This window comes from Sphingomonas sp. DC4900 (assembly GCF_049896485.1).
GTDB classification, from domain to species: Bacteria; Pseudomonadota; Alphaproteobacteria; order Sphingomonadales; family Sphingomonadaceae; genus Sphingomonas; species Sphingomonas aquatilis.
Window position 1 is genome coordinate 111,629 of record NZ_JAFCUK010000009.1, and the last position, 26,592, is coordinate 138,220.

Sequence of the window (26,592 nt, forward strand, 5' to 3'; positions counted from 1 at the left end):
AGACTTCAGCATGACGGATTATGTAACGCTGGCGGGCGGCTGCTTCTGGTGTACCGAGGCGGTGTTCAAGGACGTGATCGGCGTGGAAAGCGTCGAGAGCGGCTATATCGGCGGCAACGTGCCCAACCCGACGTACAAGCAGGTGTGCGGCGGCGACACTGGCCACGCCGAGGCGATCCGCATCGGCTACGACCCCGAGCAGCTGCAGCTGGGCGACCTGCTCGACATCTTCTTCGCGACGCATGACCCGACGCAGTTGAACCGGCAGGGCAATGACGTCGGCACGCAATATCGTTCGGCGGTGTTCCCGGCGGACGAGGCCCAGGAAGCGGAGATGCGTGCGGCGATCGAGCGGGCGCAGGCGGGGCTGGACAAGCCGATCGTGACGACGGTGGAGCCGATGGCGGATTGGTATCCGGCGGAGGATTACCATCAGGATTATTGGGAAACCTCGGGCCGGTCGAACCCCTATTGCATGGCGGTGATCCCGCCGAAGCTGCAGAAGCTGCGCAAGAGCTTTGCCGCGCGGTCGAAGGCGGTGGCGTAAGCCTTAGGTCCTCCCCCGCCAGGGGGAGGGGGACCGTTCGGCGTTAGCCGAATGGTGGAGGGGGAGGTAAAGCAAGACCTTTGTAGCAGAAGGCGTCGCTTACCTCCCCCTCCGTCACCGCTTCGCGGCGCCACCTCCCCCTGGCGGGGGAGGATTTATACCTTCCTCGCCAGCGCCTTTTTCAATTTAGCGTGGGCGGCGGCCTTGATCTGGCAGACTCTTGCCGAGCCGACGCCGAGTACCTGGCCGATTTCCTCGAGGTTCAATTCCTCGACATAATAGAGCTGGATCACCAGCGCCTCCCGTTCGGGCAAAGCGCCGATCGCGGCGATCAGCGTGTCGCGCAGGTCGCTTTCGGCGAGTTGTTCGAAGGCGTCGGGCGTGTCGTCGGCGAACCAGGGCAGGTCGTCGGCATAGACTTCGTCCATCGATTCGAACCGCACCGTGTCGGCGGTCTCATAGTCTGCGCGCAGCCGTTCGATCGTGACGCCGAGTTCGGCGGCGAGCGTCGCTTCGTCGGGGGCGCGGCCGGTTCGTGCCGTGACGGCGGCAATGGCGGCCTGATATTGCCGCCGCCGCCGCATCGCGCCGCGTGTCGTCGTCGCCTGTCGCCGGAGTTCGTCGATCATCGCGCCGCGCAGGCGGGTTTGCAGATAGGCCTTGAACTGCGCGCCCTGTTCCGCGGCTTGTCCGACCGCCTCGACCAAAGCGACGAGGCCGATCTGCACGAGGTCCTCGACATCGACGATCGTACTCATCGATCCGTGGACGTGCCAGGCGATGCGGCGGACCATGGGGAGATGCTGGCGGATCAGCGCCTCGCTGTCGCCACCGGGACGCTGGCGCGGCGAATAGGTGAGAGGGCCCTGCGGCACCATGGCTTGCGGCGCGGGTTGGGCGCCGGCGAAGGCGTTGCTCATCGGCTCGGCGCTCATGCCGCCAGCGCCTGCTGCTGCGGTGCGCCGATGACCGCGACGACCTCGACCGCCTTTTCTTCGGGCACTTCGAAGAAGGAGAGGACGGGCGTGTCGGGCAGCACGGTCTTCACCAGCTTGCGGATCGCGATGCGGATCGCGGGCTGGACGACGAGCGCGAAGGGCTTGGCCTCGGCGATCAGCGGCTGGGCGGCCTGTTGCAGCGCCTCGACGATGCGGCGGCCGAGATCGGGCTCGATGACGTGGCGGCGCGAGGCGTCGGCGCGCGCGGCCTGGCCGAGCAGCCCTTCGAGCTGACCCTCGAGCGTCATCACGCGCAGCGGCTCGCGCACGCCGCACAGCTTCTGGATGATCAGCGGGCCAAGCTCCGGACGGATCAGTTCGATGATCTCCTCGGCATCGGCGCTGCGCGTGGCGGCGACCGCAATCGCCTGCGCGATACGACGGAACTCCTTCAAGGGGATGTTCTCCGCGAGCAGGCCCTTCAGGACCTGGGTGAGGGTGGTGAGCGGCAACGGGTTGGGGGTGAGGCTGGCGACGAGCTGCGCGGCGCGTTCCTTCAGCCCGTCGAGCAGCGACTGGACCTCGTCGGGGCCGAGCAGGTCGGTCGCATTGGCGCCGAGCAGGTGGTTGAGGTGCGTCGCCATGACGGTGCCGGCATCGACGACGAGGAAGCCCGCGCCGGTCGCGGCATCGGCATCGCCCGCGGGGATCCAGGTGGCGTCGAGCCCGAAGGTCGGGTCCTTCGCCTTCTTGCCGTGGAGCTCGCCGAACGCCTGGCCGGTGTCGAGCGCGAGCATCTCGTCGGGGCTGACCTGATCTTCGCCGACGCAGACGCCGTTGATCATGATGCGATAGGTGTAGGGCGCGAGGTTGATGTCGTCGCGCACGCGGCATTGCGGCACGACGAAGCCGAGGTCGCGCGAGAGCTGGCGGCGGACGCCGGTGATGCGGCCCATCAGCGGCGCGCCGCGGCGCTGGTCGACCAGCGGCACCAGGCCATAGCCGATGTCGAGGTTGACCTGCATGCCTTCGGTCACTTCGTCCCAACCGATCTTCGACGGATCGACGGGTTCCTCGGCGGCCTTGGGCGCTTCGACGACGGGGCGCTTTTCGATCTGGCGCAGTTTCCAAGCGGTGAAGCCGGCGATGCCGGCGGCCGGCAGCATGATGAGGTGCGGCATGCCCGGGAAGGCGCCGAGCAGGCCGAGGATGACCGCGACCGGGGTCCAGGTGCGCGGGGAGCCGAACTGGCTGCCGATCTGGCCAGCGAGGTCCTTGTCCGAATTGACGCGGGTGACGATCGCGGCGGCGGCGATCGAGAGCATCAGCGCCGGCAGCTGCGCGACGAGCGCGTCGCCGATCGCGAGCAGGATGTAGCTTTTCGCCGCGGCGGCGATCGTCATGCCGTGGCTGACGGGGCCGAGGATCAGGCCGCCGATGACGTTGGCGGCGAGGATCAGCATCGCGGCGACCGCGTCGCCCTTCACGAACTTCGACGAACCGTCCATCGAACCATAAAAATCGGCTTCGGTGGCGACTTCGACGCGGCGCTTCTTGGCGTCGTCGGGCGTGATGAGGCCGGCGTTCAGGTCGGCGTCGATCGCCATCTGCTTGCCGGGCAACGCGTCCAGGGTGAAGCGCGCCGAGACTTCCGACACGCGACCCGCGCCCTTGGTGACGACGATCAGGTTGATGATCATCAGGATCGCGAAGACGAAGATGCCGACGACATAGTCGCCGCCGATCAGGAAGCTGCCGAACGCCTCAATGACATGGCCCGCGGCGCTTTCACCCTCATGCCCATGGACCAGCACGATGCGGGTGGACGCGACGTTGAGGCCCAGGCGGAAGAGGGTCGCGAACAGGAGCACGGTCGGGAAGGCGCTGAAGTCGAGGGGCTTCTGCGCGTTCAGCGACACCATCAGCACGGCGAGGCTGATCGCGATATTGGCGACGAAGAAGACGTCGAGCAGGAAGGCCGGGATCGGCACGACCATCACGACGACGAGCAGCAGGATGGCGAGCGGCAGCGCGGCGCCGCGGCCTTGGCTGAGCAGCTTGTTCACGTCAGCGCCCCCCCATGCTGGCGAGCATCATATAGGCGAGCTGCGCATTCTGCGGCGACGGGCGCAGCAGGCTGTTGGCGGCATCGGCGGCGCGGCTGCCGAAGCGGCCGCCGGCCTGGGTCAGCGCCTGCGTCGCCCAGCTCAAGGCATCCTCCGGCGTCTGGTTGTTGCCGGTGATGACGGTGGAATCGCCCATCGCCAACGCCTGCGCGGCAAAGGCGAGATTGGCGCTGCGGGTTTCGCTGACGCTGTCCGACGCGGCGTTCAGCTTGTCGCTGAAGCGCTGATAGATCGCCGAGAGCGACCGCGGCTGGCCATTCGAGGCGTAGAAGATCGAGCGGTTGGCGCCAGCGGCCTGCGGGAACAGCGAGGCGGCGGAGGCACCGGGATTGTTCGCCATCGCCGACAGGAATTTCTTGGCCCCGCCGATGCCGAGGAAGTGCGCCATATAGAGGTCGGTGCCGTTGGCGTCGCGGCCCAGCGAACCCTCGAGCGCGCTCTTATTGTCGGAGGCGTGTTCGGCGGCCATCAGCGAGGCGACGTCGGGGTCGTTGCGCAGCGCGAGGATGGCGGAGCGGGTCGCGCCGTCGCTGACCGAGAAACGGCCGCCGGCGGTCTGGCCGATGCTGTCAGCGGCCCAGCCGAGGCCGTGTTCCGCGCCGTGCTTCTTGACCACGGCGAGCCAGCTCTGCTCGACGAACTGGTACAGACCCGTCGCCGACGACGTGCCCGAGCGCGCGCGTGCGTTCAGCCCGCTTTCGATCTTCGCCTGGCCGAGCAGATAGTCGAAATCCACACCCGTCTTGCTGCTCGCAAGCTGGATGGCGGATTGGACGCGCCCGGCAGAAATCGGATTGACGGTCATTGCGACGAAAACACACCCCTGTTGCCGGGTGGCTTTCAGCAAGAGCCGTGCCAGTTGTGGTTAAAGGTGGGTGTCAGCGGCGATTTCCGTCACGCCGGACTTGTTCCGGGGTCCGCCGGGTCGCGCGGGGACGGCAAGAGGCTGGAGCCATCCCCCTCGCCGCAGAGTGAACCCCGGAACACGTCCGGGGTGACGATCGATCTGGGGAAAGGGCGTCAGCCCCCAAGCCTCAAGCGTAGGCCTGGATCAGCGAGGGGCGGTAGCCGTGGCCGGCATCGCCGGTCAGAATTTGCAGGCGGCGGCGGACATTTGCCGCCATCAGGTTGACGTAGATGCGGCAGGTTTCGTTGAGGCGGTTCGCCTCGTCGGCCAGTTCGCGGATCTCGTCGCCGGCAGGGCCGGTGCCCATCGCGGCAATTTCTTCGATGCCGGCAAGCTTGTCCTGCGTCGCACGTTCCAGCGCGGCGCAGTCGTTGGTCTTCAGCGCTTCGATTTCGGCGTGGAGCGCGTCGATGACGCGGATGAGGGCATCACGCCGATTCATGGCCATCCCAGTTCAGCTTGAGGGCGAGCAGTCGGTCGGCGATGGTCGCCGGCAGAATGGGGAAGGTGCCGGTGGCGATCGCCTTCTTGATCTCGCCGACGCGGTCGCTGTCGACCGGGGCCGACGCGGCCATCGATTTGGCGAGGCCGCTCAGCTGCGTCGCCGGCGCTGCCGCGACGGGCTGGCGCGTCGTTGCTTGCTGTACCACTGGCTGCACCGTCGGCGCGGCCGCGGGTGCGGCGACGCGCGATACGCTTCCACTTGCCTGCTGCGGCTTTGCGCCGATTGAGTCCACCATGTCCGCACCTGTGTATGTTGCCTGACAGGCGACTAAACGGCCGTCTGCGAGCGCGCTTTAGCAAAAAAGATTCGCCCGCGAAAAAAGATGCCGCCTCAGTCGGTCCAGCCGGGCAGCGTGGCGCGGCCCGCTTCCACAGCGACCGCCTGTACGGGCGTGTTGCTGCCGTCGACCTTGATCATCACGCGGCCGCCCGGCGGTGCGTCACCGACGGCGACGCCTTCGCGGCTGATCGAAAAGCCGGGGGAGCCCGCCTCGATCAGCACGGGATCGCCGCGGCGGATCACCGGCTCTGCCTTGGTGGGCGCGAGCATGGCGGGCACCGCGCGCGCGGCGGGCGCGTCGGCAGGGCGGATCACGGGGACGAAGATGCGCCAGTCCGGTCCGGTGCAGGACACCACGACCGCGTCATGCGCGTCGCTGCGCCAGGCGAGCGAGACGGTGGGGCATTGCGCGAGGCGTAGCCGCGCATCGATCGCGGTGCGCGCGCCGCCCTCCGCCCCGATCGGGCGGCTGGTGAAGGCGGCGACCGCGCGGTCGAGCCCACCGGTGTCCTGGAACACAGGCAGCGTGCCCATCGGCGCGGCGGCAAGGAGCAGGGGCAGGAGGATCATGGCTGATGTCCGTGTTGAGGGTCGGTGCGGGGGCCGCTCGTGGTCGGAGCGTCTCCGGCAAAGGCGAGCGTGACGATCGCGGCGCGGCGTCCGGGCCGCGGCGCGGTGGTAACGGTGATGCGGCGGCTGACCGGCGCCAGCAGCGCAGCGAGCGCGCGGGCACGATCGGCGGCGAGGATCGCAGCACTGCCGGTCGCGGCATCGACGTCGGCGGGGCTGCCGTCGGTCGATCCGGTGACGGTGAGCGCGACGCGCGGGTCGCGCACGGCTTCTCTGGCCCAGGCGACGACCGCCGCGGAACCGCCGGGCAGCGCCGCCGATCCGGGGGCGAAATCGAACAGACCCGCGGCCATGACCGGCATCGGCGGGGGCGGGAGGGCGTGCAGTGCCGCCTCCCCCCCGAAGCTGCGCCGAAGCGCATCGGTGACGGCGCGTGGGCGCTCGCTCGCCTGCAACAGGACGAAGAAGCCGACGAGCAGCAGCGCGAGATCGGCGAGCGTCACCAGCCACACGGGCCGGGCGGGCGCCGGTTCCGGCCAACTGGGAAGCGCGGGGTCGGTCATGCGACGCTGTGCAATTGGTGGCGCGGCGTTTCGCGCAGCGCGAGCGCGACGAGCGGCGCCTCGATCCGCGCGCGTTCGAACGCCTCGATCTTGCCCGCGGCGCGCAGGCGGTGGCAGACCGGCATGAAGAGGAGGTTGGCGAACAGCGCGCCGTACAGCGTCGCGAGCAGCGCCACTGCCATCGCGCCGCCGATCGCTTGCGGGTCGGTCATTTGCGCGAACATGCCGGCGAGGCCGATCAGCGTGCCGACCATGCCCATCGCCGGTGCGGCCTCGGCGGCGCCGGACCAGACGTCGGCGGCGGCGGCCTGGCGATCGATCCGCTTTTGCCGGTGGAAGCGCAGCAGTGCCTCGACCTCGCGGGCGACCGCTCCGTCGACGATCGCGGCGATCGCGGCGGCGACATCGGGATCGGCGATCACCGATTTGTCGAGCGCGACGACGCCGTGGCGCTTGGCGATCCGGTCCTGCGCGGCGATCTGTTCGAGCAACGGATCGGCGGAGAAGGCGCGGCGCGGCAGGACGCGGAGCGCCACCACCGCGCGGCCGACGTCGCGGAGCGGCGCACGGAGCAGCGTGGCGACGAGCGTGCCGCCGCCGACGATGGCGAATGCGATCGGATCGAAGAGTTGGGCGATCATGCGCGGATATAATGCAAGGGGTGGGCCAGTTGGGTTTGGGAGCGTCTGTTCGGCTGCACACCCCCCTTCGTCATCCCGGCGTGCGCCGGGATGACGAAAGTAGCGGACAAGCTGCATCTGCGACGAACGCGACAAGCCGTCCCCTGGCGGTCCGGTGGACCCCGGACCAAGTCCGGGGTGACGAAGACGGGGGCGTCCCCCGGCAAGGCTTGCCGTCCGTCCGGCAAATACCGGCAAGCGGTTGCCGGCCGGGTTGCCGCCCGCCCGGCAACGGGGTGAAATCGCGAAAAAAACGGACCCCCGCCCTCCTGTCGCGAAAAACTGGCACGGCGGTTGCTTAGCGTCTCGGCAGCGCAATGGTGCGCCGGAGATTTGGCCCGATGGCCGCTGACAGTCTGTTCGGAATTCACGGATCCGCCCTGGAAGTGCGTTCGCAGCGCATGGGCGTGCTCGCGTCGAATATCGCCAACGCCTCGACCCCCGGGTTCAAGGCGAAGGATATCGATTTCAAGTCGGCGCTCGCGTCGATGGAGAGCGATATCGGCGAAAAGGGCATCGCCGCCGCGACCAAGTATCGCGTGCCGGTGCAGACCTCGATGGATGGCAACACCGTCGAGCTGAACCAGGAACAGACCGCCTTCGCCGAAAATGCCGTCCAGTATCAGACGACGCTGTCGTTCCTGAACGGACGCATCGGCCAGATTACCCGCGCGCTGAAGGGGGAGTAAGGCCATGGCCGATCCGATGAGCGTCTTTCAGGTGGCAGGCCGCGCGATGAGCGCGCAGCTCGTCCGCCTGAACACGACCGCATCCAACCTTGCCAATGCCGGCGGTACGACCGGGTCGGCGGACACCGCCTACAAGACGATGAAGCCGGTGTTCCGCACCAGCTTCGACGCCGCGAGCGGCCTTGCCACCGTCGACGTCGAAAAGATCGTCACCGCGGGCGAAGCGCCGACCAAGATCTACGACCCCAACAACCCGGTCGCGGACAAGGACGGCAATATCTACCAGGCCGCCGTCGATGAAAGCCGCGAGTTCGTCGACATGATGGAGACGGCGCGCTCGTACCAGAACAACGTCGAGGTGCTGAACACTGCCAAGCAGCTCACCATCGATACCCTCAAGCTGGGCCGCTAACCCATGACCACCACGACCTCCACATCGGGTTCGTCGTTCGACACGACGCTCGCCAACCTCGGCATCAAGCGCGCCGCGAGCAACACCGGCACGACGACCGCCAGCGGTGCATCGACCGTTACCGGCGTCACCAAGACGACGCTCGACCAGTCCGACTTCCTGACGCTGCTGACCACGCAGCTGAAGAACCAGGACCCGTTCGCGCCGATGGACAACACGCAGATGGTCGCCCAGATGGCGCAATTCTCGTCCGTCGCCGGCATCAGCGAGATGAACAAGTCGCTGACCGGCATTTCGAACAAGCTTGGCTCGACCAGCGCGAGCGATGCGATGAGCTACGTCGGCAAGACTGTGCTGACCGAAGGATCGACCGCCTATCCGCGCTCGTCCGGCGGGATCGACGGCGCGGTCGAGCTGGACGACGACGCGACGCAGGTCACCGTATCGATCAGCGACGCCAACGGCGGCATGCTGCGCCAGCTCGATCTGGGCGCGCAGAAGAAGGGTTCGATCGCCTTCGATTGGGACGGCAAGGACGGCTCGGGTCAGGACGCGGGCAAGGGCCCCTTTACGATCAGTGCCTTCGCCACCGGTGGCGACAAGACGATCACCAGCCGCACGCTCGTCTGGGCGCCGGTCGAATCCGTGTCCCTGCCATCCAGCGGCAAACCCGTTCTGAAGGTCGTCGGCGTCGGTGACGTCGATCCGTCCAACGTCCGTTCCGCCGCCTGATCTTCCCCCCGTTTTCCGAATTCCAGGAGAAACCCAATGTCCTTCTTCACCTCGCTGTCCGGTCTTCAGGCTTCGCAGACCGACATGGACACCATCTCGCACAACCTCGCCAACGTCTCGACCACGGGCTTCAAGAAGAGCCGCGTCGAGTTTTCGGACGTCATCGCATCGAGCGTGTCGACCGATCCGCGCAAGATGGTGGGGTCGGGCGTCATCGTGAAGGCGACGCAGCAGCAGTTCAAGAACGGCAATTTGCAGGGCACGACCAACGCGCTCGACCTGGCCGTGATGGGCGAAGGCTTCTTCACGGTGAAGACCACCGGCGCCAGCGACGCGATCGCCTATACCCGCAACGGTTCGTTCTCGGTCGACGCCAGCCGCAACGTCGTCGACAGCCAGGGCAGCTTCCTGATGGTCTATCCCGTCGACGGCGACGGCAACGTCACCGCCACCGGTGAAGATGGCCTGACCAACCTGCAGCTGCAGCAGACCAGCGGTACGCCGAAGGCGACACAGTCCGTGTCGACCGCGATCAACCTGTCGGGCACGACGACCGTCAACAAGAAGACGTTCGATCGCACCGACACGACGACCTACAACAACTCGGTCGCGACGCGCGTCTACGACGCTAACGGCAACCCGATGACGATGACCAGCTATTACGTGCGCACCGCGGTGCCCGATGCCACCAAGGGCACGGACAGCACGTGGGCGGTCTATACGTTCGTCGGCGACAAGCAGCTGGAAGTCGGGGGCAAGAAGGATCCCGTCCAAATCACCTTTGCCAACACTGGTGCGATCAAGACGCCTGCGACCCCGATCCAGTACGACACGTTCATCCCGCTGTCGGGCGCTGCGGCGCAGAACCTGACGCTGAACCTCGGCAACTCGACGCAGCTGGCGTCGGCCTTCGCGGTCAACAGCAAGAGCCAGGACGGCGTGCCCGTCGGCCAGCTGGCCGGCGTGACGGTGACGTCGGAAGGCCTGATCCAGGCGAGCTTCTCGAACGGCGACATCGTGCCGCTGGGCAAGGTGGCGCTGGCGAAGTTCTCGACGCCGACCGGCCTGCGCCAGATCGGCAACAGCTATTGGTCGGCGACGGGTCTGTCGGGCACCGCGACGATGGGGTCGGCGGCCGCCGACGGCTTCGGCTCGCTGATGTCGGGCCAGATCGAAGGATCGAACGTCGACATCACCGAAGAATTGGTCAACCTGATCGCCGCGCAGCGCAACTTCCAGGCGAACTCGAAGGCGCTCGATACCGCGAACCAGGTCTCGCAGACCATCATCCAGATCCGCGGCTAAACGAGTCGGTGGGGACGCGGGAGCGCTAGATGGACAAATTGGTCTACACGGCGGCGACGGGTCTGCGCGCGCACATGCAGGCGCAGGCCGCGATCGCCAACAATATGGCGAACGCGTCCACCACGGGCTTTCGCGCCGATCGCGTCATCTTCGACCGGATCGAGCTGAAGGGCGGCGGCGCGCAGCTGGAGGCGCGGGCGCCGACCAGCGAGGAAGTCACCGACGCCGATCGCGCGCCGGGTGCCATCCAGCATACCGGCCGCGCGCTCGACGTCGCCGTCACCGGCGTCAACGACTGGCTGGCGGTGCAGGCGAGCGACGGCAGCGAGGCCTATACCCGTCGCGGCGACCTGGAGGTCGCGCCATCGGGCGTGTTGCAGACCGGCGACGGCTTCATCGTACAGGGTCAGAACGGCCCGATCACGCTGCCGCCGTACACCAGCCTGACGATCGCCGGCGACGGGACGATCAGCATTATTCCGCAAGGGGGCGATGCCGCCAATCCTCAGGTGGTCGACCGGCTGAAGATCGTCGACACCAAGGGGTCGCAGACGGTCAAGGGCCTCGACAACCTGCTGCGCGTGAAGGGCGGCGGCACGCTGCCCGCGAACCTCGACGCCAAGGTGCAGGGCGGCGCGCTGGAGGGCTCCAACGTCAATATGACGCAGGTGCTCGTCGATATGCTGGAAAACCAGCGCAGCTACGAAATTCAGGCCAATCTGATGAAATCGGCCAAGGAACTGGACGAAGGCGGCTCATCCGTGATGCGCCTGCCGAGCTAAGGGACGAAGAGCATGTCATCCTCCGCCATGCATATCGCGCGCACCGGGCTCGACGCCCAGGATACGCGCATGCGAGTCATTTCGAACAACCTCGCGAACGTCAACACGACGGCGTTCAAGAAGGATCGCGCCGCGTTCGAGACGTTGGCCTATCAGACGGTCACGGCGCCGGGGTCTCAGTCGACCGCGGAAACCAAATATGCGACCGGCCTCAACCTCGGCACCGGTGTGCGCGTGCAGGGCACGGCGCGGATCGACACGCAGGGGTCGCTGACGCAGACGGGCAACAGCTTCGATCTTGCGCTGGATGGCGACGGCTATTTTCAGATCCAGATGCCGGGCGGGCAGCTGGGCTATACGCGCGCGGGCAATTTCAACCGCAGCCCGGAAGGCCTGCTGGTGACGTCGGAGGGCTATCAGGTTCAGCCGGGCATCACCGTGCCGGCGAACGCGACCTCGGTGTCGATCGGCACGGACGGCACCGTCACCGCGCAGATCCCCGGGCAGACGACGGGCAGCACGCTGGGCCAGATCCAGATCGCGAGCTTCCCCAATCCCACCGGCCTGCAATCGACCGGCGACAATTACCTGCGCGAGACCGCCTCGTCGGGTGCCGCCAACCTCGGCATCGCCGGGCAGGATGGCCGCGGCAACGTGCGCCAGGGCAGCCTGGAAGCGTCGAACGTCAACGTCGTCGAGGAACTCGTCGACATGATCGAGACGCAGCGCGCCTATGAGGTCAATTCGAAGATGATCTCGTCCTCCGACGAAATGCTCAAATACGTGAACCAGAACCTGTAACATGGCCTCCGCACCCAACCCCTTCCGCCCCGGCGCCTTCGTCGTCAGCCACTGGGCCGAGATCGCGCTCGCCGCGGCGTCCAGCCTGCTCGTGCTCGCCGCGCTTACGCCCGGCGAGGCGAACGCCAGCATCTTCGGCAAGAAGAAGCCGGCGGAGGACTTCACCGTCGTGCGCGCGCCGATGACGCCGCCGCCGGCCCCGGCCAATGGCGCGATCTTCCAGGCGAGCGACGGCTATGCGCCGCTGTACGAAGGCTGGCGCGCGCGCCGCGTCGGCGATCCGCTGACCATCGTGCTGGTCGAGAACACGGCCGCCTCCAAATCGTCGAGCTCGAAGCTCGATTCGAGCGGGCAGGGCGGCATCACGCCGCCGACCACCGGGCCGCTGAGCCTGTTCGGCGCGACCGATGCGTCGATGAGCGGCACGCGCGGCTTCAACGGACAAGGGCAGGCGAACCAGGCCAATTCGCTGTCGGGCGAAGTCTCGGTAACGGTTGCGGCGGTCTATCCCAACGGCACGATGCTGGTGCAGGGGCAGAAGCGCGTGACGCTGAACCGCGGCGACGAATTCGTGCGGATCAAGGGGCTGGTGCGCAGCGCCGATATCAGCGCCGACAATCGCGTGCTGTCGACCCGCGTGGCCGATGCGCAGATCTCCTACACCGGCAAGGGCGACGTGGCGCGCGCCGGGCGGCAGGGCTGGCTGGGCCGCTTCTTCTCCGTCGTGTCGCCGTTCTGACGGCCGTCTTGACGCGTTGTTAACCATAGGAAGTGCAGGCTGCTGCCCATGTTCCGCCGTCTGATCCTCTCGCTCGCCGCCGCTCTGGCCTTCGTCGCTGCGCCTGCGCAGGCCGACCGGATCAAGGATCTGGGCGGTTTCCAGGGCATCCGTTCGAACCAGCTGACCGGCTATGGCGTGGTCGTCGGCCTGCCCGGCACGGGTGACGACAATCTCGAATATACCGTCCAGTCGCTCAAAGCCGTCGCCTCGCGCTTTGGCCTGCAGCTGCCGCCGGGGGCCAATCCGGGGATGAAGAACGCGGCGGTCGTCATGATCACCGCCGATCTGCCGCCCTTCGCCAAGCCGGGACAGAAGCTCGACATCACCGTCGCTTCGATGGGCAAGGCCAAGTCCCTGCGCGGCGGCAGCCTGGTGCTGACGCCGCTGCTGGGTGCGGATAACCAGATCTATGCGATGGCGCAGGGCAACCTTGCCGTCGGCGGTCTGGGTGCCGAGGGCGCGGACGGATCCAAGATCGTCGTCAACGTGCCCTCCGCCGGGCGCATTCCCGACGGGGCCACCGTCGAACGTGCGGTGGCGACCGGCTTCGATTCGACGCCCAACCTCACCTTCAACCTTGCGCGGGCCGATTTCACCACGGCGCAGAACGTCGCGCAGGCGATCAATGCGAAGCTCGGCTTCGGCACCGCCGAGGCGATCGACGGCGTATCGATCGCGGTGCGCGCGCCGCCGGGCGCCGACGTGCGCGCGACGCTGATGTCGACGATCGAGAACCTCGATGTCGTGTCTGCCGAGCCGCCGGCAAAAGTAATTGTAAATGCACGCACCGGAACGGTCGTTATCAATTCTGCAGTGCGGGTGGGTCCGGCTGCGGTGACGCACGGCAAGCTGACCGTGCGCATCGACGAGAACCAGCGGATCAGCCAGCCTGCTCCGTTCAGCCAGGGCCAGACCGCGCTGGAGCGCAAGTCCAACGTGTCGGTCGAGGAGGAGAAGAAGCCGATGTTCCTGCTCACGCCCGGGCCGAAGCTCGCCGATGTGGTGAAGGCGGTGAACGCGATCGGTGCGTCTCCGGCAGACCTCGTCGCGATCCTGGAGGCGCTGAAGGAAGCCGGCAGCCTGAAGGCGGAGTTGATCGTCCTGTGACGGGGCCCTCAATCTCGAATGGCGTCGCCGGTGCCGGGGGTATCTCGACCGATACGTCGCGCCTCAAGACTGCGGACAACCTGAAGAAGGCGGGTCAGCAGTTCGAAGCGGTGTTCACCGGCATGATGCTGAAGAGCATGCGGCAGGCGAAGCTGGCCGATCCGCTGTTCGATTCGAAGGCGATCGATACCTTCACCGAGATGCAGGATGCCCGCGTCGCGCAGACGATGTCGGAGACGACGCCGCTCGGCATCGGCAAGGCGATGACCGCCTTCCTCGCCAAGAAGCAATCGGATCTTAACGACTCCACGGCAGATCCGCCCAAATGAGCGATATGCTGTCGATCGGCGCGTCCGGCGTCCGCGCGTATCAAACCGCGCTTGCGACCGTTGGCGAGAACATCGCCAACGTGAATTCGGCCGGCTATACGCGTCGACAGGTCGCGCTGAACGAAGTGGCCGGCGTCGGCACGACCTTCGCCTATGCCGCGGGCAACGGCGTCACGCTGACCGGCGTTACGCGATCGACCGACATCTATTCCAGCCGCGCGCTGCGCGCCGCGAACAGCGACCTGTCGCGCACGACCAGCGGTGCGGCCTGGCTGGATCGTATCCAGGGTGCGCTGACCGGCAATGCGCTGACGTCGCGCGTCACCAATTTCTTCGGCGCGGCACAGGCGCTCGCCGCCGAACCCGATTCGACCGCGTTGCGCACCGGCATGGTCAGCGCCGCGACCTCCGCCGCGATCGCTTTCACCGCGACGGGAAAGGCGTTCGACCAGATCGATGCCGATATCGATACCGCCGGCAACCAAGCCGCGCAGGATCTGACGTCGCTCGGCGTGTCGCTGTCCAAGATCAACGAAGGCATCAGTCGCTCGCAGCCGGGCAGCACCGCGGCGGCGCAGCTGATGGACCAGCGCGACGACGTCCTGTCGCAGATGAGCAACCTCAGCGACATCACCACGACGTTCGATTCGATCGGGCGGGCGACGGTCAATTTGGGCGGATCGAGCGGCGCGCCGTTCGTGCGCGGCACCGGTGCCGGCACCGTCACCTATGCGCGGGACGACACCGGCAAGATCGCCTTCAGCATCACGGTGGGGATCGAGAAGACGCAGATCACCCCCGGCGGCGGCACGCTTGGCGGTCTGGTGGATGGCGCGCAACGCGCCTCGTCGATCCGCGACGTGCTCAATTCGGTCGCGGGTCAGTTCGTCAAGACGGTCAACGACAACCAGGCGGCGGGCAAGGACCAGAACAACCAGACCGGCGCCGCGATGTTCGTCATCGACCAGACGCGGCCGGCGACCGAGATGAGCGTCGCCACCGGTTTCGTCGGCAGCCAGATCGCGGCGGGCACCGGGGGCGGATCGCGCGATGCGTCGAACCTCGCCGCGCTGGAAGCGACGCGCAACAGCAAGGGCTATGAGGCGCAGCTGACGACGCTCGTCACCGACAATGCCACCGCCTACAAGCAGAAGAACACGATCGCGGACGCGCAGACGTCGATCCGCGACGGCGCGGCGACGGCGCTGTCGTCCTCGACCGGCGTCAATCTCGATTCGGAGGCGGTCGATCTCATTCGCTTCCAACAGGCCTATGCCGCCTCGAGCCGCGTGATCCAGGTCGCGCGTGAGACGATGCAGACGCTTCTGGATATGCGGTAGGATTGCCCATGCAGATTTCGACCAGCCTGTTCTACAGCAACGCCTCCAGCCGCTTAACCAAGATGAGCGACAAGGCGCAGGAACTGCAGACGCAGATCGCGACCGGCAAAAAGCTGATCAAGCCGTCCGACGACCCCGCCGGCGCGCAGCAGCTCGCCGAACTCGATCGTCGCGACGCCGATGCGGCGGTGTACGGCACCAATCTGACGCTGGCGAGCTCGCTGCTCGATCAGGCGGATGGTGTGCTCAAGCAGATCACCGCACAGCTGACGCGGGCGACCGAACTCGCGACACAGGCGGCGACCGGGACGCAGACCGACGCCGCGCGCAAGAGTATCGCGACCGAAATTACGTCGGTCGTCCAGTCGCTGGTCACGCTCGCCAATTCGCGCAACGTGCGCGGTCAGCCGCTGTTCGGCACCGTCGACGGCACCAAGGCGGTGACCGACAATGGCAACGGCACATTCACCTTCCCGGCGAACAACACGCTCGTGTCCGAAGTGCCGATCGCCGATGGGCAGACGATCCAGGCGACCGAGAGCGCCAAGACGATCTTCGATCTGGGCAATGGCGACAATACGCTGGCGATGCTGAGCCGCATGGCGGCGACGCTGAACGGCGGCGGCGACGTATCGTCGTCGATGAGCACGGCGCTCGATTCGCTGAGCCAGGCCGTCGACCAGGTCGCCAACGTGCAGGCCTCGGTCGGGTCGCGGTCGGCGCGCGTCGATCTGCAACAGCAATTGCTGACCACGGCGAACACCGATCGCGCCGATCTGCGCGGCAAGCTGGAGCAGGTCGACGTCACCGACGCGATCGTCCAGTTGCAGCAGATGATGACCGCACTGTCGGCGTCGCAGGCGAGCTTCACCAAGCTCTCGCAGCTCTCACTGTTCGATTACCTGAAGTAACGTAGGCCAAGGCCGACGCACGTAAAGTCCCGTCGCCGCGCGAGCGGCGGTCGTGGCCGCGTGCCGTTCGCGCGGCGGGGCGTTGCCACAGGATTTTGTCCGGAACGGCCAAATCCGGGGCATGGTAACCACTTGTCTAGGAAATGCGGTTAACCCGGTAAGCCACAAGAGTCGGCATCGCCGGCTAAACGGGGGTTCCCACAGTGTTTCCTGCGATCGGTCTCGTCGTTCTACTCGGCATGGTGTTCGGCGGTTTCGCCATCACCGGCGGTGCCCTTGGCCCCGTGTTCGAGGCGATCCCGCACGAGATGCTCATCATCGGCGGCGCCGCAGCGGGCGCGCTGATCATCGGTAACTCCGGCGCCGAATTGAAGGCGATGGGCGGCGGCCTCGCCAAGGTTTTCAAGGGGCCCAAATACAAGAAGCAGGACTATCTCGACGTCATCTTCCTCGTCAGCAAGCTGATGAAGATGCTGCGCATGGATGGTCCGATCGCGCTCGAACCGCATGTCGAGGACCCCAAGTCGTCGTCGGTGTTCAGCGAATATCCGCGCCTGCTCGCGGATCATACGCTGGTCAATCTGATCGCCGATACGCTGCGCCTGGTCGTCGTGTCGTCGGGCACGCTCGACGTGCATGCGGTGGAAGAGGTGATGGACCATGCGATCAAGTCGCACCACCACGAGGTCGAGGGGCCGGAGCATACGCTGACCAGCCTCGCCGATTCGCTGCCCGCGCTCGGTATCGTCGCCGCGGTGCTCGGCATCGTGAAGACGATGGGCTCGATCGACAAGCCCCCGTCGGTGCTGGGCGGCATGATCGGATCGGCGCTGGTCGGTACGTTCATGGGCGTGTTGCTGGCCTACGGCATCGTCAATCCGCTCGCCGGGCGCCTGAAGCAGATCATCCATGCCGACGCCGCCATCTATCACGTCGTCAAGCAGATCATCATCGCCTCGCTGCACGGCCACCCGCAGCCGCTGGTGATCGAGGCCGCCCGCTCCGGCATCGCGCACAAGAACCAGCCCGGCTTCGCCGAGGTGTTCGACGGCTTGCGCGGCAAGTAAGATCCGATGGCGCGCGCAGCACCGCACGGCAACAACCAGCCGCCCAAGATCGTCATCGTCAAGAAGATCACCATCGCCGGTGGTGGTCACCATGGCGGTGCGTGGAAGGTAGCCTATGCCGACTTCGTGACCGCGATGATGGCGTTCTTCCTTCTCCTGTGGCTGCTCGGCGCGACCACGGAGAAGCAGCGCAAGGGCATCGCCGACTATTTCGCGCCGACGCTGATCGACAAAAAGTCGCTGGGCCTGGGCGGCAACGGCGTGCTGGGCGGCGAATCGATCCTCAGCAACAACAAGCTGGGTCCGAAGGCGGCGGCGGCGCCGATCGCGTCGATCGGTGTGCCGATCATGCAGACCGGCGGCGACCGCAGCGGCACGGGCGACAAGGGGTCGCTGCGCAATCCGACCGCGACCGCGCTCGACCAGAAGGCGTTCGAGGCGATCAAGCAGGAGATCGAGAAGCAGATCATGAGTTCGAAGAGCCTGTCGAAGCTCGCGAGCCATATCCGCTTCGTGCCGACGCAAGACGGGCTGCGCATCGATCTGGTCGACGATGCCGATTATTCGATGTTCGCGCTGGGTACGACGGCGCTGGATTCGCGGGCGTCGGACCTGATCGGGATGATCGCCGGCACGATCGCGGGGACGCCCAACACGATCATGATCCGCGGCCATACCGACAGCGTGCCTTATGGCGACCCCAGGGCGATGAACAACTGGATGCTGTCGTCCGGCCGCGCGGAATCGACGCGGCGGCGGCTGGCTCTGGGCGGCATCCCGGAATCGCGCTTCGAACGGATCGAGGGGGTGGCGGATCGCGAGCCGATCGTCGTCAACGACCCCGGCGATCCGCGCAATCGCCGCGTCGCGATCACCCTGCTCTATCGCAAGGGTGTGTTCGGCCAATAATAGGCCTGCGTCATTGCCGGATACGAAAGACCCGCGCGGAAGGCTTCCCTTCCGCGCGGGTCTTGCGTTCGTCCCCTCCAGCGCCGTGGGGGCGGCGGCGGAGGGGCGTGGCCGATCAGGCCTCGACGGCGTCCGCCGGCTTGCGACCGCGCTTGGCAGCAGCGGCGCCGTCGCCCTTGCGCGCGCCGGGCTTGCGACCGAGACCGATCTTCTTGGCCATCGCGCGGCGGCTTTCCGAATAGGTTTCGGCGACCATCGGGTAATCCGGCTTCAGGCCATAACGTTCGCGATATTCGGCCGGCGTCATGCCATGGGTGGCGAGGTGACGACGCAAGGTCTTGTACGGCTTGCCGTCGATCATCGAGATGATGTGATCCTTCGACGCCAGCGACTTACGCACCGAAACCGCGGGCGTATATTCAGTCGCCGGTGCGCTTTCCGTTTCCGTGGTGCCGGTGCCAAGCAGCGCCGAGACGGTGTCGTGCATCTTGCCGAGGAAGGCCGGAACCTCATCAGCGGAAATACGGGTGTTGGGGTTGCCGAGCCAAGCAATCGTCAGTTCGGTTGCCAGTTCGACGGCATTCAGGTCGGACGTTTCATCAGTCATAGTTTGCTCCTTTGACTGACAATAGCCCTAGACATGAGACAAGGCGCGTCAACCCTGCGGCGACCCGAATTGATAGATAGATTAAAGCAAATGTAGAAAAGGGAATGAAAATACTGTCATCAAGACAGATCAGGCCGTTCGTGACGCGCCTGCGGCCCGCACGGCGGCGAGATCGGGATAGCCGTTGACCGCCATCAGCAGGTCCGCCTCCGCCAAGATACAGCGCAGGACGTGCGCCGCGCCAGCCGCGCCGTCGAGCGCTAGGCCATAGCTATAGGGGCGGCCGACACCGACCGCGGCGGCGCCCAGCGCCAGCGCCTTCACCACGTCGCTGCCCGAGCGGATGCCGGAATCGAACAGCACGGGCGTGCCGCCTGCCGCGGCGACGACGCCCGGCAGCATGTCGATCGCGGCGATGCCGCCGTTCGCCTGTCGGCCGCCGTGGTTCGAGCAATAGATGGCGTCGGCCCCGGTATCGATGGCGCGACGTGCGTCGTCGGGGTGGCAGATGCCCTTCAGGATCAGCGGCAGCTTGGTGAGCGAGCGCAGCCAGGGCATGTCGTCCCAGGTCAATACTTTGCCGAAGGTCGCCGCCCAGCTGCGCACCGCGGCGGCGGGGTCCTGCTCGGGCGGGACCGGCAGCAGGCGGCGGAAGACGGGGTCGCTGAAGTAGTTCGCCAGCACATGGCCGCGCAGCTGCGGGAAGTTGCCGGTGTTAAGGTCGCGGGGGCGCCAACCCGTCACCCAGGTGTCGAGCGTCACCACGATGCCCTTGTAGCCCGCCGCCTCAGCGCGGGAGACGAGGCTGGCGGCGAGGTCGCGGTCCTTGGGGGTGTAGAGCTGGAAGAAGCCGGGGGTGTCGCCCATCGCCTGCGCCACGTCCTCCAGCGGATCGTTGGACAAGGTGGAGGCAACCAGTGGCACGCGCGTCTCGGCGGCGGCACGGGCGGCGGCGAGGTCGCCGTGGCCGTCGGGGGTCATCAGGCCGGTGACGCCGATCGGGGCCATGAAGATCGGGCTGGGCAGGTGCAGGCCCAGCAGGTCGATCGACAGGTCGCGGGTGGCGCAATCGACCATCATCCGCGGCACCATACCCCAGTGGCGGAAGGCGGCGGCGTTATGATCCTGCGTGAACTCGTCGCCGCAGCCGCCCTGGACATAGTCGCGCACGGATGCCGGCATCGCCGCGGTGGCGCGGGCCGCGAGCGTGGCGAAGTCGACGGGCACCTTGGGCACTACGCCCGACAGGCCGGCGAAGTAGATGGCGTTCTGATAGTCGCCGTAATGGGGCATGGCTGGCGGCTTTCCTGTGGGGAGCCGTCACCCCGGACTTGATCCGGGGTCCCGCTTTGCCGGGCGGTCCGAAGAAGCGGGACCCCGGGTCGAGCCCGGGGTGACGACAAAGGGGGCGTTCAGTCGCGATAGCTGGGGTCGATCCGGTCGAGCTTGCGCAGCAGCGCGGGCCAGGCGAGGCCTTGCGCGAGCATCGCCATGCCGGCGCCGCTCGACTGTTCCTCGACCTTTTCGGCGACGCCCTGGTTGGGGGTGTTGAGGTTTTCCCGCCCCGCGCTGAGCATTAGGATCTGCGCTTCGCAGGCGCGTTCGAGGAAGTACATGCGCACGAACGCCTGGGCGACGCTGGCGCCGACCGCGAGCGTGCCGTGGTTGCGCAGGATCATGCTGCTCTTGGTGCCCAGGTCCGCGACCAGCCGCTCGCGCTCGTCCAGCTCGGTCGCGATGCCTTCGAAGTCGTGATAGGCGACGTCGTGGCCCGCGATCATCGCGGTCTGCGTATGGGGCAGCAGCCCTTCGCGCATCGCCGACACCGCCTGCCCGTGCGGCGTGTGGAGGTGGAGCACCGCGGCGGCATCCTCCCGCGCGGCATGGATCGCCGAATGGATGACGAAGCCGGCGCGGTTCACCGGCGCGGGCGTATCGTCGATCTTGTTGCCGTCGAGGTCGATCTTGACCAGCGACGAGGCGGTGATCTCTTCGAACATCAAATTGTAGGGGTTGATGAGGAAGTGATGCTCCGGCCCCGGCACGCGCGCGGACAGATGCGTGAAGATCAGATCGTCCCAGCCATAATGCGCGACCAGGCGATAGGCGGCGGCAAGATCGACGCGCAGCGCCCATTCCTCCGGGCTGATCGAGTCGCGCCGTGACGCCGTAACGGAATCGGGACGTAGAGCGGTGGCCATGGATGATCCTCTCTCTTTTCTATGGGCTTAGGATGCCATGGATCGAGGCGAGGGGACAGGGCGTGCGGCCGCGGAAAGTCACAAAAGTCACGCCCAAGCACGTGTTTCGCGGGAGCGAGCATCGCGGGCGGCAGGACGGCGGGATCGGACATCAGCGGCGCTCGGGCTCCGGTGCAAAGCGAGTCGCGCGGTGTAGGCGAGGCGGGGGCGTGTAGGACAGTTTGTCTCGTGGAATGTCCAACATGGATGTATGTGAAGCTACATAAAGGGGGCGGATGTGGAGACAGCTTCGATCCCAAGAAACGCGATAAGGTCCTGCGTGAGCGAGGCCTCGACTTTGCCGCCGCAGCTCGGGTGTTCGAGGGGCGAAGCCGGACCGTCATCGACGACCGTGTCGATTACGGTGAGGTGCGGCAGATCACGTATGGCTGGATGGAGCAGGTCGCGGTGGCGGTGGTCTGGACGGAGCGCGACGGCGCATGCCGCGTGATCTCGACGCGACGGATGCACCGATGGGAGATCAGATATGTCGGATTGGATTGACCCCGATGACGCCCCCGAATTGACGGAGGACATGGCGGCGATCGCTGAGGTTCGCGTCGGCGGCAGGGTGGTTCGCCCGGCGAGCGGCTATCTCGGACCCGATGGTGTCGTACGTGGCCGTCCACCGTTGCGCGAGCAGGCCAAGCGCCAGGTGACGCTGCGGCTGGACCCCGATGTGATCGAGCGGTTCCGCGCGGACGGGCCGGGCTGGCAGGGGCGGATGAACGCGGCGCTGCGCAAGGCGGCGGGGCTTTAGGTTTTCTATCAGTCAACGACCTTTTTGCTCTGGCTCTGGCAAGTCGAGAGAAAGCTGTTTTGCTCTAGCGAATCTCGCTAGAAGCTGCTTAGTCATCGCGCTTCTGAAGACGCGATAGGCCGCCATGCCTCTGTTCTGATTCATGAATTCATCCACTTGCTCCTTGACGCCCTCATAATGCGCTGCGACAGCGTCGTAATCGAAGATACTGGTCCCATCTGTTTCGCATCTTAGGCTGAGCATATAAAGGAGGTGAAAGACGCCTTCAATTACCCAGCTTTCATCGTACGTCTTCTTCAGGCGCGAGTTCATGGCTGATAGTGCTCGCCGCCTATCCTCATCAACCATCTTATACAGACGCCACACAACAACGACGTTCTCAGCGGACAGAATTGATTCATCAAATACCCAGTAGTAGTATTCCCCAAATATCCGATTTGAGGACGTTTTTGCTCGATCTGGCTCACGCAGCACATACGCGAGAATAACCTGACCTAATTTTACGGCGTCGATCCGTTTATCGGCCGCCTGATCAATATGCTGGTCATTCTTGCGTTCATAGTAATAGCCGTATCCGTTGAGCGCATTTTCCAGTTTAAGTTGGATAGAGTCGTTAGATCGAATGTCACGGCTTCTAATCGGCGTCTGGCTATTTGTTGCCTCTGCGACGCTATTGGTAAAGTGCCTGTCGCCCGTCTCGATCACGCGTATGAGAAGCTTGACGTCATATATTCTATTGATATCGCTCCGCGCGGCCTCAAATAGCGCGTGTGACGTCTGCCCGCCATTTACAATTTGTGGGTTCAGCATACGAACCTTAGGACTTGCCGCACGAGGCTGGTAGTCCATCTTGTCACATACAATCGTGATGCCGTTATTCAAATACCAAAATTGCGTATTTTCCCGACTTACCGCTGTCGCAAAAATCTTTCTGTTGACATCATTTTCCTCGCCCAAATAAAGTCGAATATTATCTTCAAATAAAGAGTCATCAACCTCTTGGGGAAATTCGGGGTCGCCTATAAGGCGGACGATTTCGTCTCCTCTTACAGTTCCAATAAGACCCTTTGCAAATCCATCAGTCCGACCATAGTACTGATCTTCAACAAGAGATAATGTATATTCTCGATCGGATACAGCGCTCTTCGTCAGAAAGCGACTGAACCAAAGTAGATCATGCTGTCGTAAGGTGGCGTGCTGATATGGTCTTAAAGAATCTTCAAACCTCTCCTTATGGGAGGCAATTAAGGGGGATGCGTTATTGCAGAGGTGGACATGGATCGAGTAAACAGCCTCATCCAGCGCGGACCATATGGCCTGTACCTTGCTCCATAATAGAGAATTGCAAGTCGACTCCAGTGATGGATCTTTTCTAAAACATCCATCAAGGAAACTGAGAATTTTATCGATTTCGTTGGATGGAAAAGAGCCTGCTGTTTTCTCGAATGTGCTAACGTACTTAAACTGGAAGATATGTATTGCGCGTTTTTCCAGCCGGCTGTCGATAAAAAGGGCATCAACGCCCCTGTCGTCGCCGCCATCCGTTATCGCGCTGCGGATTTCGTCGTCGTCGATTTTAAGAATTTTGGACAACGCGAAATATTGAAAGGCTTTGCTCTCCTCTTGGAGAGCGAGAGAGCGCTGAAAAGCATGGACGTTAGTGCGGACTTGGCTCCAATCTAGAAGCGTTGGCTTTGCTGTTGTTGACGGCATCCGCACCCCCACATGTGATTCCTGTCAGCCTACATCGCTAACAGACGTATTTGCACGCGTTTTCAACAACGGCGCCAAATACTTCCCCGTAAAGCTCCGCGGTTCCTTCACCACATCCTCCGGCGTGCCGGTGGCGACGATCTCGCCGCCCTTCACGCCGCCTTCCGGCCCCAAATCGACGATCCAGTCCGCCGTCTTGATGACGTCGAGATTGTGTTCGATGACGACGACGGTGTTGCCCTGCTCGACCAGCGCGTGGAGGACTTCGAGCAGTTTGCGCACGTCTTCGAAGTGCAGGCCCGTCGTCGGTTCGTCGAGGATGTAGAGCGTGTTGCCGGTGGCGCGGCGTGAGAGTTCCTTGGCGAGTTTGACGCGTTGCGCTTCGCCGCCCGACAGGGTGGTCGCCTGCTGGCCGACCTTGACGTAGCCCAGGCCCACCTCGACCAGCATCTCCATCTTGTCGCGGATCGGGGGCACGGCCTTGAAGAACTCCGCGGCATCCTCGACGGTCATGTCGAGCACGTCGGCGATGCTCTTGCCCTTGAACTTCACCTCCAGCGTTTCGCGATTGTAGCGGGCGCCGTGGCAGACGTCGCAGGTGACGTAGACGTCGGGGAGGAAGTGCATCTCGATCTTGAGCACGCCGTCGCCCTGGCACGCCTCGCAGCGGCCGCCCTTGACGTTGAAGCTGAAGCGGCCGGGCTTGTAGCCGCGCGCCTGCGCCTCCGGCAGGCCGGCGAACCAGTCGCGGATCTGGGTGAAGCTGCCGGTGTAGGTCGCCGGGTTCGACCGCGGCGTGCGGCCGATCGGCGACTGGTCGATGTCGATGACCTTGTCGAGGTGCTGGAGTCCGGTGACCTTGTCGTGCTTGCCCGCCAGGATGCGCGCGCCGTTGAGCGTGCGTGCGGCGGCGGCGTAGAGCGTGTCGATCGTGAAGCTCGACTTGCCCGATCCCGACACGCCGGTGATGCAGGTGAAGGTGCCGAGCGGGATCGATGCCGTCACGCCGGTGAGGTTGTTGGCGCGCGCGTTGTGGACGGTCAGCTTCTTGCCGTTGCCCTTGCGGCGCTGCGCGGGGACGGGGACTTCGCGCGTGCCGTTCAGGTAATCGGCGGTGATGCTGGTCTTGCTCTTGAGCAATTGCTTGAGCGTGCCCTGCGCTACGATCTGGCCGCCGTGGACGCCGGCGCCCGGCCCCATGTCGATGACGTAATCGGCGGTGCGGATTGCATCCTCGTCATGCTCGACCACCAGCACGGTGTTGCCGAGGTCGCGCAGGCGGCGGAGCGTCGCGAGCAGCATGTCGTTGTCGCGCTGGTGCAGGCCGATGCTGGGTTCGTCGAGGACGTACAGCACGCCCGACAGGCCGCTGCCGATCTGCGACGCCAGGCGGATGCGCTGGCTCTCGCCGCCCGACAGCGTGCCCGAGGTGCGATCGAGGTTGAGATAATCGAGGCCGACGTTGTTGAGGAAGCCGAGGCGCTCGACGATCTCCTTCAGGATGCGTTCGGCGATCGCGCGCTGCTGGTCGCCGAGGTGGTTGGGCAGATCGGTGAAGAAGGCGAGCGCGTCGACCACGCTGAGGTGCGTGGCGTGGGCGATGTCGGTCTTGGCGATCTTGACCGCGAGCGCCTCGGGCTTGAGGCGCGCGCCGTGGCAGACCTCGCACGGGCGCGACAACTGGTATTTGCCCAGCTCCTCGCGCATCCACGCGCTCTCGGTCTGGAGCAGGCGGCGGTTGAGGTTGCCGATCACGCCCTCGAACGGTTTCTTGACGTCGTAGCTCTTCTTGCCGTCGACGAAGGTGAGCGTGACCGCCTTGCCCTTGGTGCCGAACAGGATGACGTCCTGCGTTTCGGGGTGCAGGTCCTTCCACGGCGTATCGAGGTCAAATTTATATTCGCGCGCGAGCGAGCCGAGGACCTGCATGTAATAGGGGCTGGGCGGGTTGGACTTCGCCCAAGGGACGACGGCGCCCTTCTTGATGCTGAGGTCGTGGTTGGGGACGACGAGGTCTTCGTCGAACAGCAGTTTCTCGCCCAGGCCGTCGCACGCGGGGCAGGCGCCTTGGGGCGCGTTGAAGCTGAACAGGCGCGGCTCGATTTCGGCGATGGTGAAGCCGCTGATCGGGCAGGCGAACTTTTCGCTGAACACGATGCGGCCGGCGGGCGCGTTGTCGCCGAGGACTTCGGACTTGGGGGTGTGCGGTTCGACGGGATCGGCCGGGTCGATATAGGCGAGGCCGTCGGCGAGCTTCAGCGCGGTTTCGAAGCTTTCGGCGAGGCGCGTGGCGGCGTCGGCGCGGACGACGAGGCGGTCGACGACGATCTCGATGTCGTGCTTGTACTTCTTGTCGAGCGCGGGGGCTTCGTCGATCTCATGGATCTGGCCGTCGATGCGCACGCGGGTGAAGCCCGCCTTCTGCCATTCGGCGAGTTCCTTGCGATATTCGCCCTTCCGCCCGCGCACGACGGGGGCGAGCAGGTACAGGCGCGTGCCCTCGGGCAGCGCCATGACGCGATCGACCATCTGGCTGACCGTCTGCGCGGCGATCGGCTCGCCGGTGGCGGGCGAATAGGGGATGCCGACGCGCGCCCAGAGCAGGCGCATGTAATCGTAGATTTCGGTGACGGTCGCGACGGTCGAGCGCGGGTTGCGCGACGTCGTCTTCTGCTCGATCGAGATGGCGGGCGACAGGCCCTCGATATGGTCGACGTCGGGCTTCTGCATCAGCTCGAGGAACTGGCGCGCATAGGCCGACAGCGATTCGACGTAGCGGCGCTGCCCCTCGGCATAGATGGTGTCGAAGGCGAGGCTCGATTTGCCAGACCCCGACAGGCCGGTGATGACCGTCAGCGTGTCGCGGGGGATGTCGACGTCGACGTCCTTGAGATTGTGCTCGCGCGCGCCGCGGACGGAAATTTTGGTCAGCATGAAGCGGGTTCTACTTCTGTTCTGTTTCTGATGCTAGTCTGGCAGGTAGGAACGCTTG

29 protein-coding genes are annotated in these 26,592 nt (G+C 65.3%); 16 read left to right on the top strand and 13 right to left on the bottom strand.

All coding sequences use genetic code 11. The features are described 5' to 3' along the window. Positions 1-10: 10 nt before the first annotated feature. Positions 11-547, top strand: a complete 537-nt coding sequence (gene msrA / locus ACP690_RS11795; protein WP_426256529.1) for a peptide-methionine (S)-S-oxide reductase MsrA — start codon at positions 11-13, stop codon at positions 545-547. Between the two features lie 155 nt (positions 548-702). On the opposite strand, the gene ACP690_RS11800 is transcribed toward msrA, so the two are convergent. From ACP690_RS11800 to ACP690_RS11835, 8 genes are all read right to left on the bottom strand, one after another. Next, entirely contained in the window at positions 703-1,482 is a 780-nt protein-coding gene (locus ACP690_RS11800; protein ID WP_147036398.1) for a sigma-70 family RNA polymerase sigma factor, read from the bottom strand. Next, positions 1,479-3,551: a flagellar biosynthesis protein FlhA gene (gene flhA / locus ACP690_RS11805; RefSeq protein ID WP_017977363.1), complete on the bottom strand. Its 2,073-nt coding sequence runs from the start codon at positions 3,549-3,551 to the stop codon at positions 1,479-1,481. The genes ACP690_RS11800 and flhA overlap by 4 nt, the downstream gene beginning before the upstream one ends. A 1-nt stretch (position 3,552) precedes the next feature. Next, positions 3,553-4,416 (bottom strand): flagellar protein FlgJ, encoded by an 864-nt coding sequence (locus ACP690_RS11810; protein WP_043060786.1) that lies wholly within the window; start codon positions 4,414-4,416, stop codon positions 3,553-3,555. A 229-nt stretch (positions 4,417-4,645) separates the two neighbouring features. Continuing rightward, entirely contained in the window at positions 4,646-4,960 is a 315-nt protein-coding gene (locus ACP690_RS11815) for a hypothetical protein (RefSeq protein WP_018250541.1), read from the bottom strand. After that, the gene (flgM, locus tag ACP690_RS11820; protein ID WP_017977366.1) at positions 4,947-5,258 is read right to left on the bottom strand and encodes a flagellar biosynthesis anti-sigma factor FlgM; all 312 of its coding nucleotides are present in this window, start codon (positions 5,256-5,258) and stop codon (positions 4,947-4,949) included. Before flgM ends, ACP690_RS11815 begins: the two co-directional genes overlap by 14 nt. Before the next feature lie 95 nt (positions 5,259-5,353). Next, on the bottom strand, positions 5,354-5,872 hold the full coding sequence (locus ACP690_RS11825; protein ID WP_017977367.1) for a flagella basal body P-ring formation protein FlgA: 519 nt from the start codon (positions 5,870-5,872) through the stop codon (positions 5,354-5,356). Further along, complete coding sequence (locus ACP690_RS11830) at positions 5,869-6,435, bottom strand: hypothetical protein (protein WP_426261169.1); 567 nt, start codon at positions 6,433-6,435, stop codon at positions 5,869-5,871. Before ACP690_RS11830 ends, ACP690_RS11825 begins: the two co-directional genes overlap by 4 nt. Then, the gene (locus tag ACP690_RS11835; protein WP_043060785.1) at positions 6,432-7,076 is read right to left on the bottom strand and encodes a motility protein A; all 645 of its coding nucleotides are present in this window, start codon (positions 7,074-7,076) and stop codon (positions 6,432-6,434) included. Before ACP690_RS11835 ends, ACP690_RS11830 begins: the two co-directional genes overlap by 4 nt. 380 nt (positions 7,077-7,456) lie before the next feature. On the opposite strand from ACP690_RS11835, the gene flgB reads away from it, so the two are divergent. The 13 genes from flgB to ACP690_RS11900 all read left to right on the top strand — a co-directional run bounded on the left by flgB (position 7,457) and on the right by ACP690_RS11900 (position 18,280). Beyond that, the gene (gene flgB, locus ACP690_RS11840) at positions 7,457-7,804 is read left to right on the top strand and encodes a flagellar basal body rod protein FlgB (RefSeq protein ID WP_024310425.1); all 348 of its coding nucleotides are present in this window, start codon (positions 7,457-7,459) and stop codon (positions 7,802-7,804) included. A gap of 4 nt (positions 7,805-7,808) precedes the next feature. Continuing rightward, the gene (gene flgC, locus ACP690_RS11845) at positions 7,809-8,216 is read left to right on the top strand and encodes a flagellar basal body rod protein FlgC (protein ID WP_017977371.1); all 408 of its coding nucleotides are present in this window, start codon (positions 7,809-7,811) and stop codon (positions 8,214-8,216) included. Positions 8,217-8,219: 3 nt separating this feature from the next. After that, positions 8,220-8,948: a flagellar hook assembly protein FlgD gene (locus ACP690_RS11850; protein WP_017977372.1), complete on the top strand. Its 729-nt coding sequence runs from the start codon at positions 8,220-8,222 to the stop codon at positions 8,946-8,948. A gap of 36 nt (positions 8,949-8,984) precedes the next feature. Continuing rightward, positions 8,985-10,253, top strand: a complete 1,269-nt coding sequence (locus ACP690_RS11855; protein WP_017977373.1) for a flagellar hook protein FlgE — start codon at positions 8,985-8,987, stop codon at positions 10,251-10,253. Between the two features lie 29 nt (positions 10,254-10,282). Further along, positions 10,283-11,035, top strand: coding sequence for a flagellar basal body rod protein FlgF (locus tag ACP690_RS11860; protein ID WP_017977374.1), 753 nt, complete (start codon positions 10,283-10,285; stop codon positions 11,033-11,035). Positions 11,036-11,047: 12 nt separating this feature from the next. Continuing rightward, positions 11,048-11,836 (top strand): flagellar basal-body rod protein FlgG, encoded by a 789-nt coding sequence (gene flgG / locus ACP690_RS11865; protein ID WP_024310426.1) that lies wholly within the window; start codon positions 11,048-11,050, stop codon positions 11,834-11,836. Position 11,837: 1 nt separating this feature from the next. Further along, positions 11,838-12,575 carry a flagellar basal body L-ring protein FlgH gene (locus ACP690_RS11870; RefSeq protein WP_017977376.1) on the top strand — a complete coding sequence of 246 codons (738 nt, stop codon included), beginning with the start codon at positions 11,838-11,840 and terminating at the stop codon, positions 12,573-12,575. A 48-nt stretch (positions 12,576-12,623) separates the two neighbouring features. After that, entirely contained in the window at positions 12,624-13,724 is a 1,101-nt protein-coding gene (locus tag ACP690_RS11875) for a flagellar basal body P-ring protein FlgI (protein WP_017977377.1), read from the top strand. Further along, on the top strand, positions 13,721-14,053 hold the full coding sequence (locus tag ACP690_RS11880) for a rod-binding protein (RefSeq protein ID WP_017977378.1): 333 nt from the start codon (positions 13,721-13,723) through the stop codon (positions 14,051-14,053). The genes ACP690_RS11875 and ACP690_RS11880 overlap by 4 nt, the downstream gene beginning before the upstream one ends. Further along, entirely contained in the window at positions 14,050-15,393 is a 1,344-nt protein-coding gene (gene flgK, locus ACP690_RS11885) for a flagellar hook-associated protein FlgK (RefSeq protein ID WP_017977379.1), read from the top strand. Before ACP690_RS11880 ends, flgK begins: the two co-directional genes overlap by 4 nt. A gap of 8 nt (positions 15,394-15,401) precedes the next feature. Further along, entirely contained in the window at positions 15,402-16,304 is a 903-nt protein-coding gene (gene flgL / locus ACP690_RS11890) for a flagellar hook-associated protein FlgL (protein ID WP_017977380.1), read from the top strand. Positions 16,305-16,507: 203 nt separating this feature from the next. Beyond that, the gene (gene motA, locus ACP690_RS11895) at positions 16,508-17,371 is read left to right on the top strand and encodes a flagellar motor stator protein MotA (RefSeq protein WP_020486342.1); all 864 of its coding nucleotides are present in this window, start codon (positions 16,508-16,510) and stop codon (positions 17,369-17,371) included. 6 nt (positions 17,372-17,377) lie between these two features. Continuing rightward, a complete protein-coding gene (locus ACP690_RS11900) occupies positions 17,378-18,280 on the top strand; it encodes a flagellar motor protein MotB (protein ID WP_116462819.1) in 903 nt (300 codons plus the stop codon). A 115-nt stretch (positions 18,281-18,395) separates the two neighbouring features. On the opposite strand, the gene ACP690_RS11905 is transcribed toward ACP690_RS11900, so the two are convergent. From ACP690_RS11905 to ACP690_RS11915, 3 genes are all read right to left on the bottom strand, one after another. Next, positions 18,396-18,887 (bottom strand): MucR family transcriptional regulator, encoded by a 492-nt coding sequence (locus ACP690_RS11905; protein WP_017977383.1) that lies wholly within the window; start codon positions 18,885-18,887, stop codon positions 18,396-18,398. A 129-nt stretch (positions 18,888-19,016) separates the two neighbouring features. Beyond that, positions 19,017-20,180 carry an alpha-hydroxy-acid oxidizing protein gene (locus ACP690_RS11910; RefSeq protein ID WP_426261168.1) on the bottom strand — a complete coding sequence of 388 codons (1,164 nt, stop codon included), beginning with the start codon at positions 20,178-20,180 and terminating at the stop codon, positions 19,017-19,019. A 119-nt stretch (positions 20,181-20,299) separates the two neighbouring features. After that, the gene (locus ACP690_RS11915) at positions 20,300-21,088 is read right to left on the bottom strand and encodes a class II aldolase/adducin family protein (RefSeq protein ID WP_426256535.1); all 789 of its coding nucleotides are present in this window, start codon (positions 21,086-21,088) and stop codon (positions 20,300-20,302) included. A gap of 252 nt (positions 21,089-21,340) precedes the next feature. On the opposite strand from ACP690_RS11915, the gene ACP690_RS11920 reads away from it, so the two are divergent. After that, complete coding sequence (locus tag ACP690_RS11920; RefSeq protein WP_426261167.1) at positions 21,341-21,631, top strand: BrnT family toxin; 291 nt, start codon at positions 21,341-21,343, stop codon at positions 21,629-21,631. After that, positions 21,615-21,887, top strand: a complete 273-nt coding sequence (locus tag ACP690_RS11925) for a BrnA antitoxin family protein (protein WP_116462815.1) — start codon at positions 21,615-21,617, stop codon at positions 21,885-21,887. The genes ACP690_RS11920 and ACP690_RS11925 overlap by 17 nt, the downstream gene beginning before the upstream one ends. A gap of 12 nt (positions 21,888-21,899) precedes the next feature. Here the strand turns inward: ACP690_RS11925 and ACP690_RS11930 are convergent, their stop codons facing one another. Continuing rightward, on the bottom strand, positions 21,900-23,612 hold the full coding sequence (locus ACP690_RS11930) for an AIPR family protein (RefSeq protein WP_426261166.1): 1,713 nt from the start codon (positions 23,610-23,612) through the stop codon (positions 21,900-21,902). Between the two features lie 12 nt (positions 23,613-23,624). Beyond that, positions 23,625-26,534, bottom strand: a complete 2,910-nt coding sequence (gene uvrA, locus ACP690_RS11935) for an excinuclease ABC subunit UvrA (RefSeq protein WP_426261165.1) — start codon at positions 26,532-26,534, stop codon at positions 23,625-23,627. Between the last annotated feature and the right edge of the window lie 58 nt (positions 26,535-26,592).